Below are 14,577 nucleotides of genomic sequence, written 5' to 3'. Positions count from 1 at the left end.
TCAGGCCGCGCACCACGGCCGCCCGATTCAGCTGAGAACGGTCAACCCGCCCGGCAATGAACGGGCGTCGAGATCGAAGGCATGCTGCAGCTGCACCAGCGCCAGGTCGAGCGATGCGATGTAGAAGCTCCCGGTGACCAGGCGGCTGCGCGCGGCCGTGTTCATCAGCACCACGCGGCCGCGCCGGTAGCGGTTGATCTCGTCGAGCACGTCGGACAACCGGGCCTGCGTGAACACCAGCTCGCCCTTGCGCCAGGCCGACAGGTTGGCGGCGCCGACCAGCGCCACGCTGCTCACCGACGTGCCGTCGTACACCGTCTGCTGGCGCGCGCGCAGCTCACGCGCGCCCGCGGGATGCTCCACGCGCACCGCGCCTTCGATGCAGGTCACGCACACCTTGGCGTCCAGGTAGCGGACCTCGAAACGCCCCGACTCGGCCAGGCTGCGGCCGGCCCCGGCCACGACGCCGAAGGGCCGCGCGCCACTGGCCGACGACAGATCGAACGCGGCCTCGCCCTCGAGCAGGTCGACGCCGGTCGTCCGGCCGTCCACCGTGCGGCGCCGGATGCGGGTCTGGGTGTTCAGGGTGACCTGCACCCGCTCGGTCAGGCCCACCTCCAGCTGCTCGCCGGTGGCGGTGCGGTAGTCGGCACCCGATCCCGCCGGCGCGGGCCACAAGCCCGCGGGCGGATGGAACACCGCCACGCCCGCGACACCGGCCATGGCCGCCGCGCCAGCTGCCGCACCGAGGAAGGCGCGGCGCGCGAGCACCGGCCGGGGCTGGTGGCGCGCATGAAACGCCGCCGCATCGGCATTGGTGCGAAGCACGCCGGCAGAGGCCTGGCCGAGCACGGCCCATTGCGCCCTGGCCTCCTTGAAGACCGCCGCGTGCGCCGGGCTGCGCGCCAGCCAGTGCTTGAAGCGCTGGGCGTCCTGCGGCTTGACGGCACCCGAATGAAGCAGCCGCAGCCACTCCCAGGCCTCGTGCCGCGTCGTGTCGACCGCGAGGGCGGGATCGTCGACCGGTGCCGTCAGGGGGTCGTGCATCACGGCCGCGACCCTTCTTCTGGGCCTCGGCCCGTTGCGAGCGCCAGGGTGATTCGATTCTTCACTCCGTACGACGAACGGGCCGCGCCGATCCCGCAACTATTTTTTGTCATGGGCCATCCGGGCACTCAGGTAATCGTGCGCATGCTTGAGTTCGTATTCGACGGTGCGCAGGGAAATGCCCAGGCGCCGGGCCACTTCGGGCTGCGTCAGTCCTTCCATGTGCACGAGCACGACGACCTCGCGCCGCCGCGCCGGCATGCGGTCCAGCAGCTTGATCACAGCGTCCAGCTGCGAGCGCGCCTCGGCGATCCGCGCGGGTCCCGGCGCCGTGTCGGCCAGTTCCATCAGCGCATCGATTTCTTCGAAAGGCAGGTTGCGGCTCTGGCGACGCTGGATGTCCAGCGCAATGTTGAACGCCATGCGCACGAGATAGCCGCCCGGCCGCTGGATCGGCCCTGCTTCGCTTCCGCCCTGGTCGTTCACGCGCAGCCAGGTGTCGTGCAGCGCGTCCTCGGCCAGGTCGGCATTGCGCAACGCGCGGCCCAGCTGGCGCTTGAGGGCGTCGTAGTGCCTGGACAGGTAGTCCATGAGCACGGGGCGAACGTCTTCGGCCATGGACAGGTCAGGACGGCGAGCGGCCGGCCGCCTCGCGGCAGCGCGTTCCGCCGCGCGCATCGGTGGGCAGGATGAGCAGCGTCAAAGGCTGCGGCAGGTCCGGCGGCGGCGCATGCGCGAGGCGCACGCCCCGCAGAACCTCCAGCATCTCGGCGTCGCGGGCCGCGTCGCCGGTCAGGCCGAGCAGGCGCGGCCGGCGAAGCTGGCCCGCCTCGTCCACCTCGAAGCGCAGCAAGGACCGGTACGTTCCCGGCCGCGTGCGCACATTGCCGCACAACGCTTCCCAGACCCGCGCCTGCAGCAGGCTGGGGTAGCCCGCCAGGCTTCCAAGGCTGGCCGCGCGCGGGGCCTCCACCCGGGCCTGCGCCGGCCTCAGCGCGAGCGTGACGGCCGAACCCGTGCGGACCTTTTCGGCCACCAGGCCCGTGCCCTCCAGCAACAGTTCAAGCGCGGCGTCGGGGGCGTAAAGCCCGCGCACCGCGGAGGACGTCAGCCCGGCCAGGATTTCGCTGCGAAAGAGTGCAGGCTGCCGCGTGACGGCGGCATAGCGCTTGAGCGCATCGGCCAAGGGAAGCGAGGGAATGTCGAACGCCAGTGCGGCGTCACCCGCGCCTGGAACCGCGCCGGCCGGGGCCTCGCCCTCACGCAGCGGTGATCCAGGTCCGTCGCTCGCCCAGGCCGTGCCGGCCAGCCACGACAGCGCGAGTGCGCAGAGTGCGACGCTGCGGCCTGTAGCGCCCGCGAACCCAGGGTGCACCTCGCTCACCCCCGCGGCGCAACGATGCCGCGCGCATCGTCACGCCCGCCGTGAGGATGCGAAAGCCATGGCAGGGAGAAAAGTCGAGTCGGCAAGGAGCGCACGCCAGTCGGGAAACTTGCATGCTGTCACCGGCGTGTGACGGTCTCGTTGCAACGTCAGACCCTCCTGCGCCCCGGCGCGTGGCGCGCATCCCGTGTGCCGCAGGAAGCCCGAGGACGCCCCTCGAGCGGCCGACCGGCGCTCAGCCCGCCAGCCGCCCCGCCACCAGCTGCAGCACGCGGTCGCAGCGCTTGGCCAGGTCCTGGTCGTGCGTGACCATCACGAAGGCCGTGCGGTGCCGGTGCGCGAGGTCGAGCATCAGCGCGAACACGGCATCGGCGGTGCTGCGGTCGAGGTTGCCGGTGGGCTCGTCGGCCAGCACGCAGGCCGGCTGCGTGACCAGCGCGCGCGCAATGGCCACGCGCTGGCGCTCGCCGCCCGACAGCTCGGCCGGCCGGTGGTGCAGGCGCTCGCCCAGGCCCACGCTGGCGAGGATCTTGGCCGCGGCCTGCGCCGCTTCGCCGGCCTCGACGCGGCGGATCTTCAGCGGCATCGCGACGTTGTCGAGCGCGCTGAACTCGGGCAGCAGGTGATGGAACTGGTAGACAAAGCCCAGGTGATGGTTGCGCAGCCGGCCCTGCTCGGCGGGGTCGGCATGCGCGATGTCCTTGCCCAGCAGCTCGACCTTGCCCGCGGTGGGTGCGTCGAGCCCGCCCATCAGGTGCAGCAGCGTGCTCTTGCCGGAGCCGGACGCGCCGACGATGGCCAGCGTTTCGCCGGCGTGCACGTCGAGGTCGACACCGTGCAGCACGGTGAGGTCGATGCGGCCTTCGTGAAAACGCTTGGTGAGGCCGCGGGCCTTCAGGACGACATCACTCATAGCGCAGGGCCTCGGCAGGATTGACGCGGCTGGCGCGCCAGCTCGGATACAGCGTGGCCAGGAAGGCCAGGATGAGGGAAATGATCGCGATCGGCATGATGTCGCTTTGCTGCGGGTCGCTCGGCATCTTGCTGATCAGGTAGATGTCCTTGGGCAGGAAGCTGGCGTGGAAGAGCTGCTCCAGGAAGGGCACGATCACGTCGATGTTGTAGGCAATGCCCAGGCCCAGCAGCAGGCCGCCCACGGTGCCGATCACGCCCACCATGGCGCCCTGCACCACGAAGATGGCCATGATGCTGCGCGGCGAGCTGCCCAGCGTGCGCAGGATGGCGATGTCGGCGCGCTTGTCGGTCACGGTCATCACCAGCGTCGAGACGAGGTTGAAGGCCGCCACGGCGACGATCAGCGTGAGGATGATGAACATCATGCGTTTCTCGACCTGCACGGCCGCGAACCAGGTCTTGTTCTGGCGCGTCCAGTCGCGGATGAGGAACTGGCCCGGCAGCGTGACGGCGAGCTGGTCGGCCACCTCGCGCGCCTCGTGCAGGTCTTTCAGCTTGAGGCGGATGCCGGTCGGGCCTTCGAGGCGGAACACCTTGGCGGCGTCTTTCTCGTGCACCATCGCCAGCGCCGAGTCGTACTCGTAGTGGCCCGAGTCGAACACGCCGACCACGGTGAACTGCTTCAGGCGCGGCACCACGCCGGCCGGCGTGACCTGTCCGCCCGGCGCCACCAGCGTGACCTGGTCGCCGGGCTGCACGAACATCGAGCGTGCCAGCTCGATGCCCAGCACGATGCCGAACTCGCCCGGCACCAGCTTGTCGAAGGTGCCGCCCTTGGCGATGCCGCCGGTGTCGGTGACCTCGGGCTCGAGCGCGGGGTCGATGCCGCGCACGATGGCGCCCTTCATGTCTTCGCCGCGCGCGATCAGCGCCTGCGTGTTGATGAACGGCGCCGCGCCGATCACCTCGGGGTTCTTGCGGGCGTCGGCCATGATGGCGTCGATGTCCTGCAAGGCCTGGCCGTCGCGCGAGAAGATCTCGATGTGCGACACCACGCTGAGCATGCGGTCGCGCACTTCCTTCTGGAAGCCGTTCATCACGCTGAGCACGATGATCAGCGCCGCCACGCCCAGGGCGATGCCGAGCATCGACACGCCGGAGATGAAGGAGATGAAGCCGTTGCGTCGCGTGGCACGGCCTGCGCGCGTGTAGCGCCAGCCGAGCTGCAGTTCGTAGGGGAATCGCATCAGCGGCCTCGCCCCGTGGCCTCAAGGGGCATGGGCGCACCCGCGGGGGGCGGCAAATACTCGGGGTGAGGAGCGAGGGGGTAGGTCATACGGTGGAATTGTGGCATCCCGGACAATAGGGAAATGGCCGAACCTCTCCCACGTCATCTGTTGATTCCCTTTGCCGGCCGCGGTTCCCCGGCTTGCCGCGCGGCGCTCGCGACCCTGCGGCTGCCGAACCTCGAAACCCTGCTGCTGCGCCTGACGCTCGCCGACACCGACACGCAGGACGACAGCACCCGCTCCCCGCCGCACGAACGCGCCCTGGCCCGCGCGCTCGGCCTGCCTCCCGCCGACGACGGCTGCATTCCCTGGGCCGCGTTCGAAGCCCGCAAGACCGGCCTGGCCGCGCCCGGCGACCACGAAGCCTGGGGCCTGGTGACGCTGTGCAACTGGCAGGTCGGCATCGACGACGTGGCGCTGGGCGATCCGGGCGGCATCGAGATCGACGCCGCCGAATCGATGGCCCTGCTGGCCGTGGCACAGCCGTTCTTCGAGGAAGACGGCATTGCGCTGTATCCCTCCGACACGCCGGGCCGCTGGCTCGCCCGTGCACCCATCTTCGACGGGCTGGCCACGGCCTCCATCGACCGCGCGGTGGGGTACCCCATTTCGCAGTGGTCGCCGCTGGGCGATGCCTCGCGGCCGCTGCGCCGGCTGCAGAACGAGATGCAGATGCTGCTGTACACGCAGCGCGTGAACGACGAGCGCACCGCGCGCGGCGTGCCGCCGATCAATTCGTTCTGGCTCAGCGGCACCGGCGTCCTGAAGGACGCCGGCCTGCCCTCGCCACCCCTTTCGCGCACGCCGGTCGTCGAGCTCGCGCTGCGCGACGCCGCGCTGCGCGACGACGGCCTGGCCTGGGCTGCCGCCTGGCAGGCGCTGGACGCTGGCGCCGTCGCCGGCCTGCTCGCCGACCTCACGCGCGGCGCCGACGTGGCGCTCTCGCTGTGCGGCGACCGCGGCGCGCAGCTTTTCACCGTGCAACCGCGCGGCCTCGCCCGCTGGGCCAAGGGCCTGTTCGACCGCAACCGCGCCACCCAGGTGCTGGAGTCCCTATGAAGATCATTGCCCGGGACATCCCGCCGCGCACCGTCTGGGCGCTGGAACAGGCCGGCGTGCACCCGCTGCTGGCGCGCCTCTTTGCCGCGCGCGGCGTGCGCGGCAAGGACGAGCTCGACGACGGGCTCGCGCGCCTGCTGCCGCCCGACACGCTGCGCGGCACGCGCGAAGCCGCCGTGCTGCTGGCCGACGCCATCGCACAGGACAAGCGCCTGTGCATCGTGGCCGACTACGACTGCGACGGCGCCACTGCCTGCGCGGTCGGCGTGCGCGGCCTGCGCCTGCTGGGCGGCAAGCACGTGAGCTACCTCGTGCCCGACCGCGTGGTGGACGGCTACGGCCTGACGCCGCCCATCGCCGAGCGCGTGGCTGCGGCCGGCGCCGACATGCTGATCACCGTCGACAACGGCATCGCCAGCGTCGAGGGCGTGGCCGCCGCCAAGGCGCGCGGCCTGCAGGTGCTGGTGACCGACCACCACCTGCCCGGCCCCGAACTGCCCCTGGCCGACGTGATGGTGAACCCGAACCAGCCCGGCTGCGAATTCGAAAGCAAGAGCATCGCCGGCGTCGGCGTGATGTTCTACGTGCTGCTCGCGCTGCGCTCCGAACTGCGCACGCGCGGCGTGTTCGACACCGCCACGCAGCCCAAGCTCGATGCGCTGCTGCCGCTGGTGGCGCTGGGCACCGTGGCCGACGTGGTGAAGCTCGACGCCAACAACCGCCGCCTCGTGGCGCAGGGCCTGCGCCGCATCCGGGCGGGCGCAATGCCCGCCGGCGTGGCAGCGCTGTTCAAGGCCGCGGGGCGCACCGCCTCGGCCGCGACCACCTTCGATTTCGGCTTTGCCCTCGGCCCGCGCATCAACGCGGCCGGCCGGCTGGCCGACATGACGCTGGGCATCGAATGCCTGCTGACCGACGACGCGAGCCGCGCCGACGAACTCGCGCGCATGCTCGACGGCATCAACCGCGAGCGACGCGACATCGAGGGCGGCATGCGCGACCAGGCGCTGCTGCTGGCCGAGTCGCTGTTCGCGGCCGACGGCGAAGGCGTGGAGGCGCCGCCGCCGGCCATCAGCGTGTTCGGTGCGGACTTCCACGAGGGCGTGGTGGGCATCGTGGCCTCGCGCATCAAGGACCGCTTCCATCGCCCGACCTTCGTGTTCGCGGCCAGCGCGGCGCCGGGCAAGGAGCAGGAGCTGAAGGGCTCGGGCCGATCGATTCCGGGCTTTCACCTGCGCGACGCGCTCGACCTTGTGGCCAAGCGCCACCCCGGCGTGCTGCTGCGCTTCGGCGGCCACGCGATGGCCGCAGGCTGCACCGTGGCGCGCGAGCACTTTCCTGTCTTCGAGCGCGCACTGGCCCAGGTGGCCGGCGAATGGCTGGCCGAGGCCGCGCTGACGCGCCAGATCGAGACCGACGGGCCGATCGCGCGCGAGTACATGCGCATCGACCTGGTCGACACGCTGCACCGCGAGGTCTGGGGCCAGGGCTTCGCGCCGCCCACCTTCAGCGAAGAGGTCGAGGTGGTGTCGCAGCGGCTGGTGGGCGAGAAGCACCTGGCGCTCAAGCTCAAGCACCAGGGCCAGCCGATCGATGCGATCTGGTTCAGCCACACCGAGCCGCTGCCGCCGCGCGTGAAGCTGGCCTTCAGGCTCGACGCGGACGAGTGGCAAGGGGTGCGCCGGCTGCGCTTTCTGGTCGAAGGCGCGGAGGTTTGACGCGGGCGGCCTAGACTGGAGGCCCATCCATTCGACCGGGCACTCTCGCATGCAGCAAGAAGCCATCTCGGCCCACGACATCTTTCCGCACATCCGTGTCGTGATGGGCATGGTCATCGGCCTGGGCGTGACCCGGTTGCTGTCGGGCGTCGCACGCATCGTGCAGCACCCCACGCAGTACCGGCTCTATGCCGTGCACCTGGCCTGGGTCGCCTCGGTGCTGCTGGCGCTGGTGCATTTCTGGTGGTGGGAATTCGGCCTGTACCAGATCGACAGCTGGACCTTCGGCACCTACGCCTTCATCGTCAGCTACGCGATCCTGCTGTTCCTGCTGTGCGCGCTGCTCTTTCCCGACAGCATGCAGGACTACGCGAGCTACCGCGACTACTTCTACGCCCGCCGCGCGTGGTTCTTCGGCTTGCTGGCCGCGACCTACCTGCTCGACGTGGTCGACACGCTGATCAAAGGCGAGGCGCACTTCGCCCGCTTTGCGATGGAGTACCTCATCCGCACGCCCATCCTCGTGGCCCTGTGCATCGCGGCGGCCCGCTCCGCCAACCCGCGCTTTCACACGGCCTTCGTCGCGGGCACGCTGGCTTACCAGCTGTCGTGGATCTTCCGGCTCTTCGACACCTTGGATTGAGCCGCTGCGGCCAACAGGAACAGGACCCGCGTCCATGAGGGCAGGCTAGTATCCACGTCCTTCAACCGATACGGACCCTACCTACCGCCGTGAGCACCCTGCCCCCTTGCCCCCAATGCCATTCGGAATTCACCTACGAAGACGGCCTCAACCTTGTCTGCCCCGAATGCGCTCACGAATGGTCCGCCTCGGGCGCTGCCGCCGAAAGCGCGGCCGATGAGGGGCGGGTCATCAAGGATTCGGTCGGCAACGTCCTGAACGACGGCGACACCGTCACCGTCATCAAGGACCTCAAGGTCAAGGGCTCGTCGCTGGTCGTGAAGGTCGGCACCAAGGCGAAGAACATCCGCCTGATCGACGGCGATCACGACATCGATTGCAAGATCGACGGCATTGGCGCGATGAAGCTGAAGTCGGAATTCGTGCGCAAGGCGTGAGACCGGCCTGACTCATGCGGCGCAGCGTCTCGCTGTCCGCTCGTCACGCCGGTGCCGCGCGGACTTCCTAGCTGGCCAACTCCCGGCAGCGTGCGGCGTCCAGCGCATGGCCGCAGGCGTGGAACTCCCGCGCCGCCGCGGCGAAGCCTTCGCGCGCGGCAGCGGCACGGCCCGAGGCCCGTTCGATGTGAGCCTGCGCCTCGTGCAGCGACGCGTACCAGGCCGGCAGTTTCATCACCACGTTGGCCAGGTACTCGGACTGCTGCTGGTGGCTGGCCGCCAGGTCCAGTTCGTGCGCTCTCGCGGCCGCGATGGTGGCCGGGATGGCGAAGGTGATGCGGCAGCCGGGGCAGCTTTCCAGCGGGCCGCGCACGTTGGCCTCGGCCTCCTCCAGCACGCCCAGCGCGGCGTCGGGCTGCGTGGCCATCGCGATGCGGGTGCCGTAGATGCGGTCCAGCAGGTGGAAGCCGACGTCGGACTGGCGCGCGACGTCGAGTGCTTCGTCGAGCAGGCCGCGCGCCCGGTCCATCTGCCCGCGGTAGATCGCCAGTTCGGAGCGGCGCTGCAGCGACAGCGCCTCGCCCGTCGCGCCGCCGATCGCGCGGTGCATGCGCCCGCCTGCCACCAGGTCCTGCTCGGCGGCGTCGAGCTGGCCGCTGAGCAGCCAGGCCTCGCCGCGCAGCGTGACCGCGAACGCATGCCCGCGCGCCGCGCCCAGCCGCTGCGCTTCCGTGGCCAGCGCATCGGCGAATGCGATGACCTCGGCATACGGCCGCGAGCCATACAGGAAGCGCTGCGTGATGCACAGATGGCCATCGAACACGCGCACCGCCAGCTGCGGCAGGTGGCTCGTCTCCTTGAGGTCGGCCCACACGCTGCCGTGCAGGTCGCCGCGCGCGTGCGCCGCCGCAGCCTGCGACCAGGAGGCGATCACGAGCGTACCTTCGTCACCGGTCTCCAGGGCGATCCGGCGCACTTCGGCCGACCGGCGCGTGCCTTCGGCAGGGTCCCCGAAGCCCAGGGCGGCCGCGCCGCTGTAGGCCAGCGCTTCGGCGAGGCGCCCCGCCACCGTGGTGGGATGCACATCCTTCAGATACTGCAGGGCACCGGGCGGGTCGCTCATCTTCACTTGGGCCAGGGCCCGCTTGGCGCGCAGTTCGTGGGACAGCGCGTCTGGCGCGACGGCGGCGGCCGCATCGTAGGCGGCCAGCGTGCCCGGCCGGCCCAGGGCGTCCAGGGACTCGGCACGCAGCGCCAGGGCTTCCGGCTGCGTCGCCCGGTGCGCGAGCAGCGGCTCGACATGGCGCAACACGTCCTCGTAGGCGCCGAGGCGAAAGGCCTGGCGCGCAGCCGCCAGCGCACACGGCATGGCCTGCTCGGCATCGCCCGCGGCGAGCCAGTGATGGCCCACCAGGCCCGGTGCCGCACCGCCTTGCGCGAGCCGGGCCGCCACGTCGCGATGCAGCAGCACACGCCGGTGCGGCGGGATGCCTTCGGCCAGCGCGTCCCGCACGAGGGCGTGGCGGAAGCGGTAGCGGCCGTCGGCCACCACCAGCACGCCCGCGGCCAACGCCTGGTCGAGCCGCGCCAACGCGTCGTGGCCTTCGTCGGCGGCCAGCGCCACGGCCGTGGCCACGTCGAAATCTTCGGCCGACAGGGCCAACCGGCGCAGGGCCTCCGTCGCGCCGGGGTCCAGGTCGCACAGGCGTTCGGCCAGGGCCGACGACAGGCTGCGGGACATCACCGCCGCGGCGCCGTCCGACGTGGCCGCACCGCGCGCGAGTTCGACCACGGCAAACGGCAGGCCTTCGGCACGACGGGCGATGGCGGTGGCGGCCTCGCCCGTCATCGGTGCGTCGGCCGAGCGGACTGCGAGCAGCGCGGCTTCTTCCTCGGACAGCGGGCCCAGTTCAAAGGCCTCCAGCTGGCCGGCACGCTGCAAGCGCGAGGTGTTCCGATCCAGCAGCGGCGGCAGCGCGTGCCGGCATGCGAGCAGCACGAACACCGGGGGGCCGCTCGCCGCCAGTTGCGTCAGCGCCTGGGCGCTCGCATCGTCCGCCGCGTGCGCATCGTCGACGATGAGCAGCACCGGCTTTTGCGCAGCGGTGGCCAGCAGCAGCCGGCGCACGGCGCCCACCATCTGGTGGCGCCCGAGCGGCAGGGCCAGCGGCTTCACGTCGCCCGGGGTGGTCATCTGCGCCAGCACGGCCTGGGCGTGCGCACCGATGGCCTGCGCCGCGTCGGGCAGTTCGCCAAGCAAGGGCTCCACCAGGTCGGCCGCGATGCCGTAGGGCCGGGTCCAGTCGCCGGCCTGCAACGAGCGCACCTGCCAGCCCAGGCCCCGCGCTTCTTCGGCGACGCGGCGGCAGAACGCGGTCTTGCCCATGCCCGCCGGCGCGCGCACCACCGCGCCCCCCGGCCGGCCCGCGAGGCTGGCGCGCAGCCACCCCAGGACGCGCACCAGCTCCATGGCACGGCCGACGAAACGCGGCGCGGCGCCTTCCAGGCCCGCCACGCATTCGCGGTACAGCGCCTCGGCCGACGGGCCGGGGCGCATGTCCAGGGTCTGCTGCAGATGGTCGCGCAGGTGGCCGTACCAGCGCAGCGCCGAAGAGCGTCGCCCGGCCGCCAGTTCCTCGCGCATCAGCTGGACATGGGCCGCCTCGTCGGTGGGGTCTTCGCGCACCAGCCGTTCCAGGTCGCCGGTCTGGCGCAGCAGCTGCAGGAACTTGTCGCGCAACCGCTGGCGCGGCGCCTCGGTCCAGGTTTCGTAGCGGGCGTCCGGCAGGAGGTCGCCACCGTAGAGCTGTGCGGCCGCCTTGCAGGCCTGCGGATCGCCGCTGCGCAGGGCCTCGTCCGCTGCGCGCTCGAACTGCTCGGCGTCGCACGCCACCGCTTGGTCGGGCAGCAGGAAGACCCGGCCGCCTCGCAGCACCAGGGCGTCGGGCTGGCCGATGAACTGGCGCGCGTGGTGCGCGGCCTTGCGCAGGTTGGCGCTGCCGGCGTCAGGGTCCAGGTGCGGCCACAGGGCTTCCACCACCTGCTCGTTCGCCAGGCTGCGTCCGGGCTGCAATGCCAGCAGCTGCAGCAGCTCGGCGGCGCGCCGCGTCAGCGGCACTGAGGGAATCTGCGGGTCATCGCCGGCCACGCTCAGGTGGAACGGGCCCAGCAGCCGGATGGACACGGCTTCGGACGGCGGAGTCGGTGGGGGCGACATCGCGATTCCTTTCCCCCGGCACGGGCCGGGAACGTTTCAGGAACGCCAAGCGTGGAGCATCAGTATGCCGTCTATCGAATCTGGCGGGTGCAACGAATAGACGCATCACCCTCGCGCCCGCGGACCCTCAAGGAGTACCTCATGCATATCGCAAAAGACGCCGTCGACGTGAAGATGGAAATTCCCGGTGCCCTGATCCGGCAGCGTTTGAATTTCGGCGACGCGACCGGCTACAGAAAGATCAGCGGCGAGTACTTCACGCTGTCGGCGGGCGTCGACACGACGCCGCTCTTCCAGGGCCTGAACACCCACAACTCCTGCCAGTGCCCGCACTGGGGGTTCGTGCTCAAGGGCCAGATCACCACCACCGACGACGCCGGGGAGCAGGAGACCGTCCAGGCCAACGACCTGTTCTATTGGCCGCCCGGCCACAACGTCAAGGTCGACGCCGACGCGGAGATCGTGATGTTCAGCCCGCAACACGAGCACACGCACGTGATCGACCACATGATCGAGAAGGTGAAGTCATGAACCCGAACAAGGCCCTCTGGGAAAAAGGCGACTTCACCCGCATCGCCGAGAGCATGCGCGAGAGCGGTGAAGACGTCGTGCGGCACGCGCACATCACGCCCGGCATGAAGGTGCTGGACCTCGGCTGCGGCGACGGCAACACCGCCATCCCGGCCGCGAAACTCGGCGCGCAGGTGCTGGGCGTGGACATCGCCGCCAACCTGGTCGCCGCGGGCAACCGGCGGGCGGCCCAGGCCGGGCTGTCGGCCAGCTGCCGGTTCGAGGAAGGGGACGCCTGCGAGCTGCGGCTGGAGAACAAGTCCTTCGACCTCGTCATCAGCATGTTCGGCGCCATGTTCGCGCCCAAGCCCTTCGACGTGGCACGGGAGATGGTGCGTGTCACGCGTCCGGGCGGCCGCATCCTCATGGGCAACTGGATCCCGAACGACCCGACGCTGGTGGCGCAGATCCTGAAGATCAGCTCGTCGTATGCGCCCCCGCCGCCCGAGGGTTTCGTGAGCCCGATGGGCTGGGGCTCGACCCCGAACATCATCGAGCGCTTTGGCGCGGCGGGCGTTGCCTCGGAGGCCATCAGCTGGGAACGCGACAGCTACATCTTCGACTTCAAGGGTTCACCGGCGGAGTTCGTCGACACCTTCCGGCAGTTCTACGGCCCGACCATGAACGCATTCGACGCGGCAGCCCAGGCGGGGCGCACCGACGAACTGCGCACGGAACTGGTGACGCTGTTCCAGAGCCAGAACCAGAGCCAGTACCCCAACACCTGCCTGATCGCTGCGACGTTCCTGCGGGTGACGGTGGAGGTGGGCTGACCCGCGGCGTTCCGTCGGCTTCTGCGGCCGGTCCGGACCGCCGGACAGGTCGAGGGAGACAAAGAAAAAGCCCGGCAACGCAGGACGTTGTCGGGCTCTTTTTGATTGGTGCCGCTTGTCGGAATCGAACTGACGACCTTCCGCTTACAAGGCGGGTGCTCTACCAATTGAGCTAAAGCGGCTGAAAGAAAGCAGTGCTGGCGACGATTCTAAGCGGCCGGCTTTGGGGCCGACCGCGTCGTCACTTGACGCGCTTGAGCGACGGCCGGGCGCCGCCACCGGCCGGCGGGCGCGGTGGCTCGTCGGTCGGGTCGGAAGGCGCCGAGCCGGCGTCGACCGTCTCGTCGCCCTCTTCGCCCGTCACCAGATGGAACACCTTGCTGGCGTCGCCTTCGGTGCCGCGCGAGGCATCGCGCAGCGGCATGCGCGGCGCGCTGTTCGGCGAAGCCGCAGCCGAGGCGGCGTCATCGCCATCATCGGACGTGGTGGCGGTCGGCACGGGAGCCGGGAACGCCATGCCCTGTCCGTTCTCACGGGCGTAGATCGCGATCACACGGCCGACCGGCACGCTGATCTCGCGCGCCGTGCCGGCGAAGCGGGCCTTGAACTCGATGAAGTCGTTGCCCAGCTTCAGCGAGCTGGTCGCGTCGAAGCTGATGTTCAGCACGATCTCGCCGTTCTTCACGTACTCGCGCGGCACCTGGACGGTGTCGTCGACCAGCACCGCGACATAGGGCGTGAACCCGTTGTCGGTGCACCACTCGTACAGCGCCCGGATGAGGTACGGGCGGGTGGAAGAGGACTCGAGCGCGTTGATCATGAAAGGCGGCGAAAAACGAAGGAAGCAAGCACGCAGCTTACTTACTTTCGCATGACCTTTTCGGAAGGCGTCAGTGCTTCGATGTAGGCCGGGCGCGAGAAGATGCGCTCGGCGTACTTCAGCAGCGGCGCCGCGTTCTTGCTCAGGTCGATGCCGTAGTAGTCGAGACGCCAGAGCAGCGGCGCGATGGCCACGTCGAGCATCGAGAAGTTGTCGCCCAGCATGTACTTGTTCTTGAGGAACACGGGCGCGAGCTGCGTGAGGCGGTCGCGGATGTGCGAGCGGGCCTTTTCGAGCGCCTTCTCGTTGCCCTTGGCGGTGCGGTTCTCGAGCGTGGCGACGTGCACGAACAGTTCCTTCTCGAAGTTGAGCAGGAACAGGCGCACGCGGGCGCGGTCGACAGGGTCGCCGGGCATCAGTTGCGGGTGCGGGAAGCGCTCGTCGATGTACTCGTTGATGATGTTCGACTCGTACAGGATCAGGTCGCGCTCGACCAGGATCGGCACCTGGCCGTACGGGTTCATCACGCTGATGTCTTCGGGCTTGTTGTAGAGATCGACGTCGCGGATCTCGAAGTCCATGCCCTTTTCGAACAACACGAAGCGGCAGCGGTGGGAGAAGGGGCAGGTCGTTCCTGAATACAAGACCATCATGGCGAGAGACTCCTAAAAATCAAAAAGAGTGGGTCGCCTGGGCAACCCACTC

General features: G+C 70.0%; 14 protein-coding genes and 1 tRNA gene. 6 read left to right on the top strand and 9 right to left on the bottom strand.

What is annotated here, in order from left to right; translation table 11 throughout:
• Positions 1–27: 27 nt before the first annotated feature.
• From AC07OX_RS27830 to AC07OX_RS27810, 5 genes are all read right to left on the bottom strand, one after another.
• Entirely contained in the window at positions 28–1,047 is a 1,020-nt protein-coding gene (locus tag AC07OX_RS27830) for a FecR family protein (protein ID WP_495262581.1), read from the bottom strand.
• Positions 1,048–1,146: 99 nt separating this feature from the next.
• Entirely contained in the window at positions 1,147–1,665 is a 519-nt protein-coding gene (locus AC07OX_RS27825; RefSeq protein ID WP_390346298.1) for an RNA polymerase sigma factor, read from the bottom strand.
• Positions 1,666–1,672: 7 nt separating this feature from the next.
• Entirely contained in the window at positions 1,673–2,233 is a 561-nt protein-coding gene (locus tag AC07OX_RS27820; protein ID WP_495262582.1) for a hypothetical protein, read from the bottom strand.
• Positions 2,234–2,666: 433 nt separating this feature from the next.
• Entirely contained in the window at positions 2,667–3,344 is a 678-nt protein-coding gene (gene lolD / locus AC07OX_RS27815; protein WP_095950949.1) for a lipoprotein-releasing ABC transporter ATP-binding protein LolD, read from the bottom strand.
• Positions 3,337–4,593, bottom strand: coding sequence for a lipoprotein-releasing ABC transporter permease subunit (locus AC07OX_RS27810; protein WP_062473701.1), 1,257 nt, complete (start codon positions 4,591–4,593; stop codon positions 3,337–3,339). The genes lolD and AC07OX_RS27810 overlap by 8 nt, the downstream gene beginning before the upstream one ends.
• A 123-nt stretch (positions 4,594–4,716) precedes the next feature.
• On the opposite strand from AC07OX_RS27810, the gene AC07OX_RS27805 reads away from it, so the two are divergent.
• From AC07OX_RS27805 to AC07OX_RS27790, 4 genes are all read left to right on the top strand, one after another.
• Positions 4,717–5,694, top strand: coding sequence for a hypothetical protein (locus AC07OX_RS27805; protein ID WP_495262583.1), 978 nt, complete (start codon positions 4,717–4,719; stop codon positions 5,692–5,694).
• On the top strand, positions 5,691–7,412 hold the full coding sequence (gene recJ, locus AC07OX_RS27800) for a single-stranded-DNA-specific exonuclease RecJ (protein ID WP_495262584.1): 1,722 nt from the start codon (positions 5,691–5,693) through the stop codon (positions 7,410–7,412). Before AC07OX_RS27805 ends, recJ begins: the two co-directional genes overlap by 4 nt.
• 49 nt (positions 7,413–7,461) lie before the next feature.
• Positions 7,462–8,055 carry a hypothetical protein gene (locus AC07OX_RS27795; RefSeq protein WP_495262585.1) on the top strand — a complete coding sequence of 198 codons (594 nt, stop codon included), beginning with the start codon at positions 7,462–7,464 and terminating at the stop codon, positions 8,053–8,055.
• Between the two features lie 89 nt (positions 8,056–8,144).
• The gene (locus AC07OX_RS27790) at positions 8,145–8,492 is read left to right on the top strand and encodes a zinc ribbon domain-containing protein YjdM (RefSeq protein ID WP_095743821.1); all 348 of its coding nucleotides are present in this window, start codon (positions 8,145–8,147) and stop codon (positions 8,490–8,492) included.
• A gap of 67 nt (positions 8,493–8,559) precedes the next feature.
• Here AC07OX_RS27790 and AC07OX_RS27785 read toward each other — a convergent pair whose 3' ends face one another.
• Positions 8,560–11,676, bottom strand: a complete 3,117-nt coding sequence (locus AC07OX_RS27785; RefSeq protein ID WP_495330686.1) for an ATP-binding protein — start codon at positions 11,674–11,676, stop codon at positions 8,560–8,562.
• A 174-nt stretch (positions 11,677–11,850) separates the two neighbouring features.
• Between AC07OX_RS27785 and AC07OX_RS27780 the strand changes: the two genes are divergently transcribed.
• Both AC07OX_RS27780 and AC07OX_RS27775 read left to right on the top strand, forming a co-directional pair.
• On the top strand, positions 11,851–12,240 hold the full coding sequence (locus tag AC07OX_RS27780; RefSeq protein WP_495262587.1) for a cupin domain-containing protein: 390 nt from the start codon (positions 11,851–11,853) through the stop codon (positions 12,238–12,240).
• Entirely contained in the window at positions 12,237–13,052 is an 816-nt protein-coding gene (locus tag AC07OX_RS27775) for a class I SAM-dependent methyltransferase (protein WP_495262588.1), read from the top strand. Before AC07OX_RS27780 ends, AC07OX_RS27775 begins: the two co-directional genes overlap by 4 nt.
• A gap of 106 nt (positions 13,053–13,158) precedes the next feature.
• Here the strand turns inward: AC07OX_RS27775 and AC07OX_RS27770 are convergent.
• The 3 genes from AC07OX_RS27770 to AC07OX_RS27760 all read right to left on the bottom strand — a co-directional run bounded on the left by AC07OX_RS27770 (position 13,159) and on the right by AC07OX_RS27760 (position 14,525).
• Positions 13,159–13,234: transfer RNA gene (locus AC07OX_RS27770), tRNA-Thr, on the bottom strand.
• 59 nt (positions 13,235–13,293) lie between these two features.
• Positions 13,294–13,872: a ClpXP protease specificity-enhancing factor gene (locus AC07OX_RS27765; RefSeq protein ID WP_495262589.1), complete on the bottom strand. Its 579-nt coding sequence runs from the start codon at positions 13,870–13,872 to the stop codon at positions 13,294–13,296.
• Between the two features lie 41 nt (positions 13,873–13,913).
• The gene (locus AC07OX_RS27760) at positions 13,914–14,525 is read right to left on the bottom strand and encodes a glutathione S-transferase N-terminal domain-containing protein (RefSeq protein ID WP_062473683.1); all 612 of its coding nucleotides are present in this window, start codon (positions 14,523–14,525) and stop codon (positions 13,914–13,916) included.
• Between the last annotated feature and the right edge of the window lie 52 nt (positions 14,526–14,577).

Source organism: Variovorax sp. GW821-FHT09D07 (genome assembly GCF_059416345.1).
This window is presented reverse-complemented; position numbering and strand designations above follow the sequence as displayed.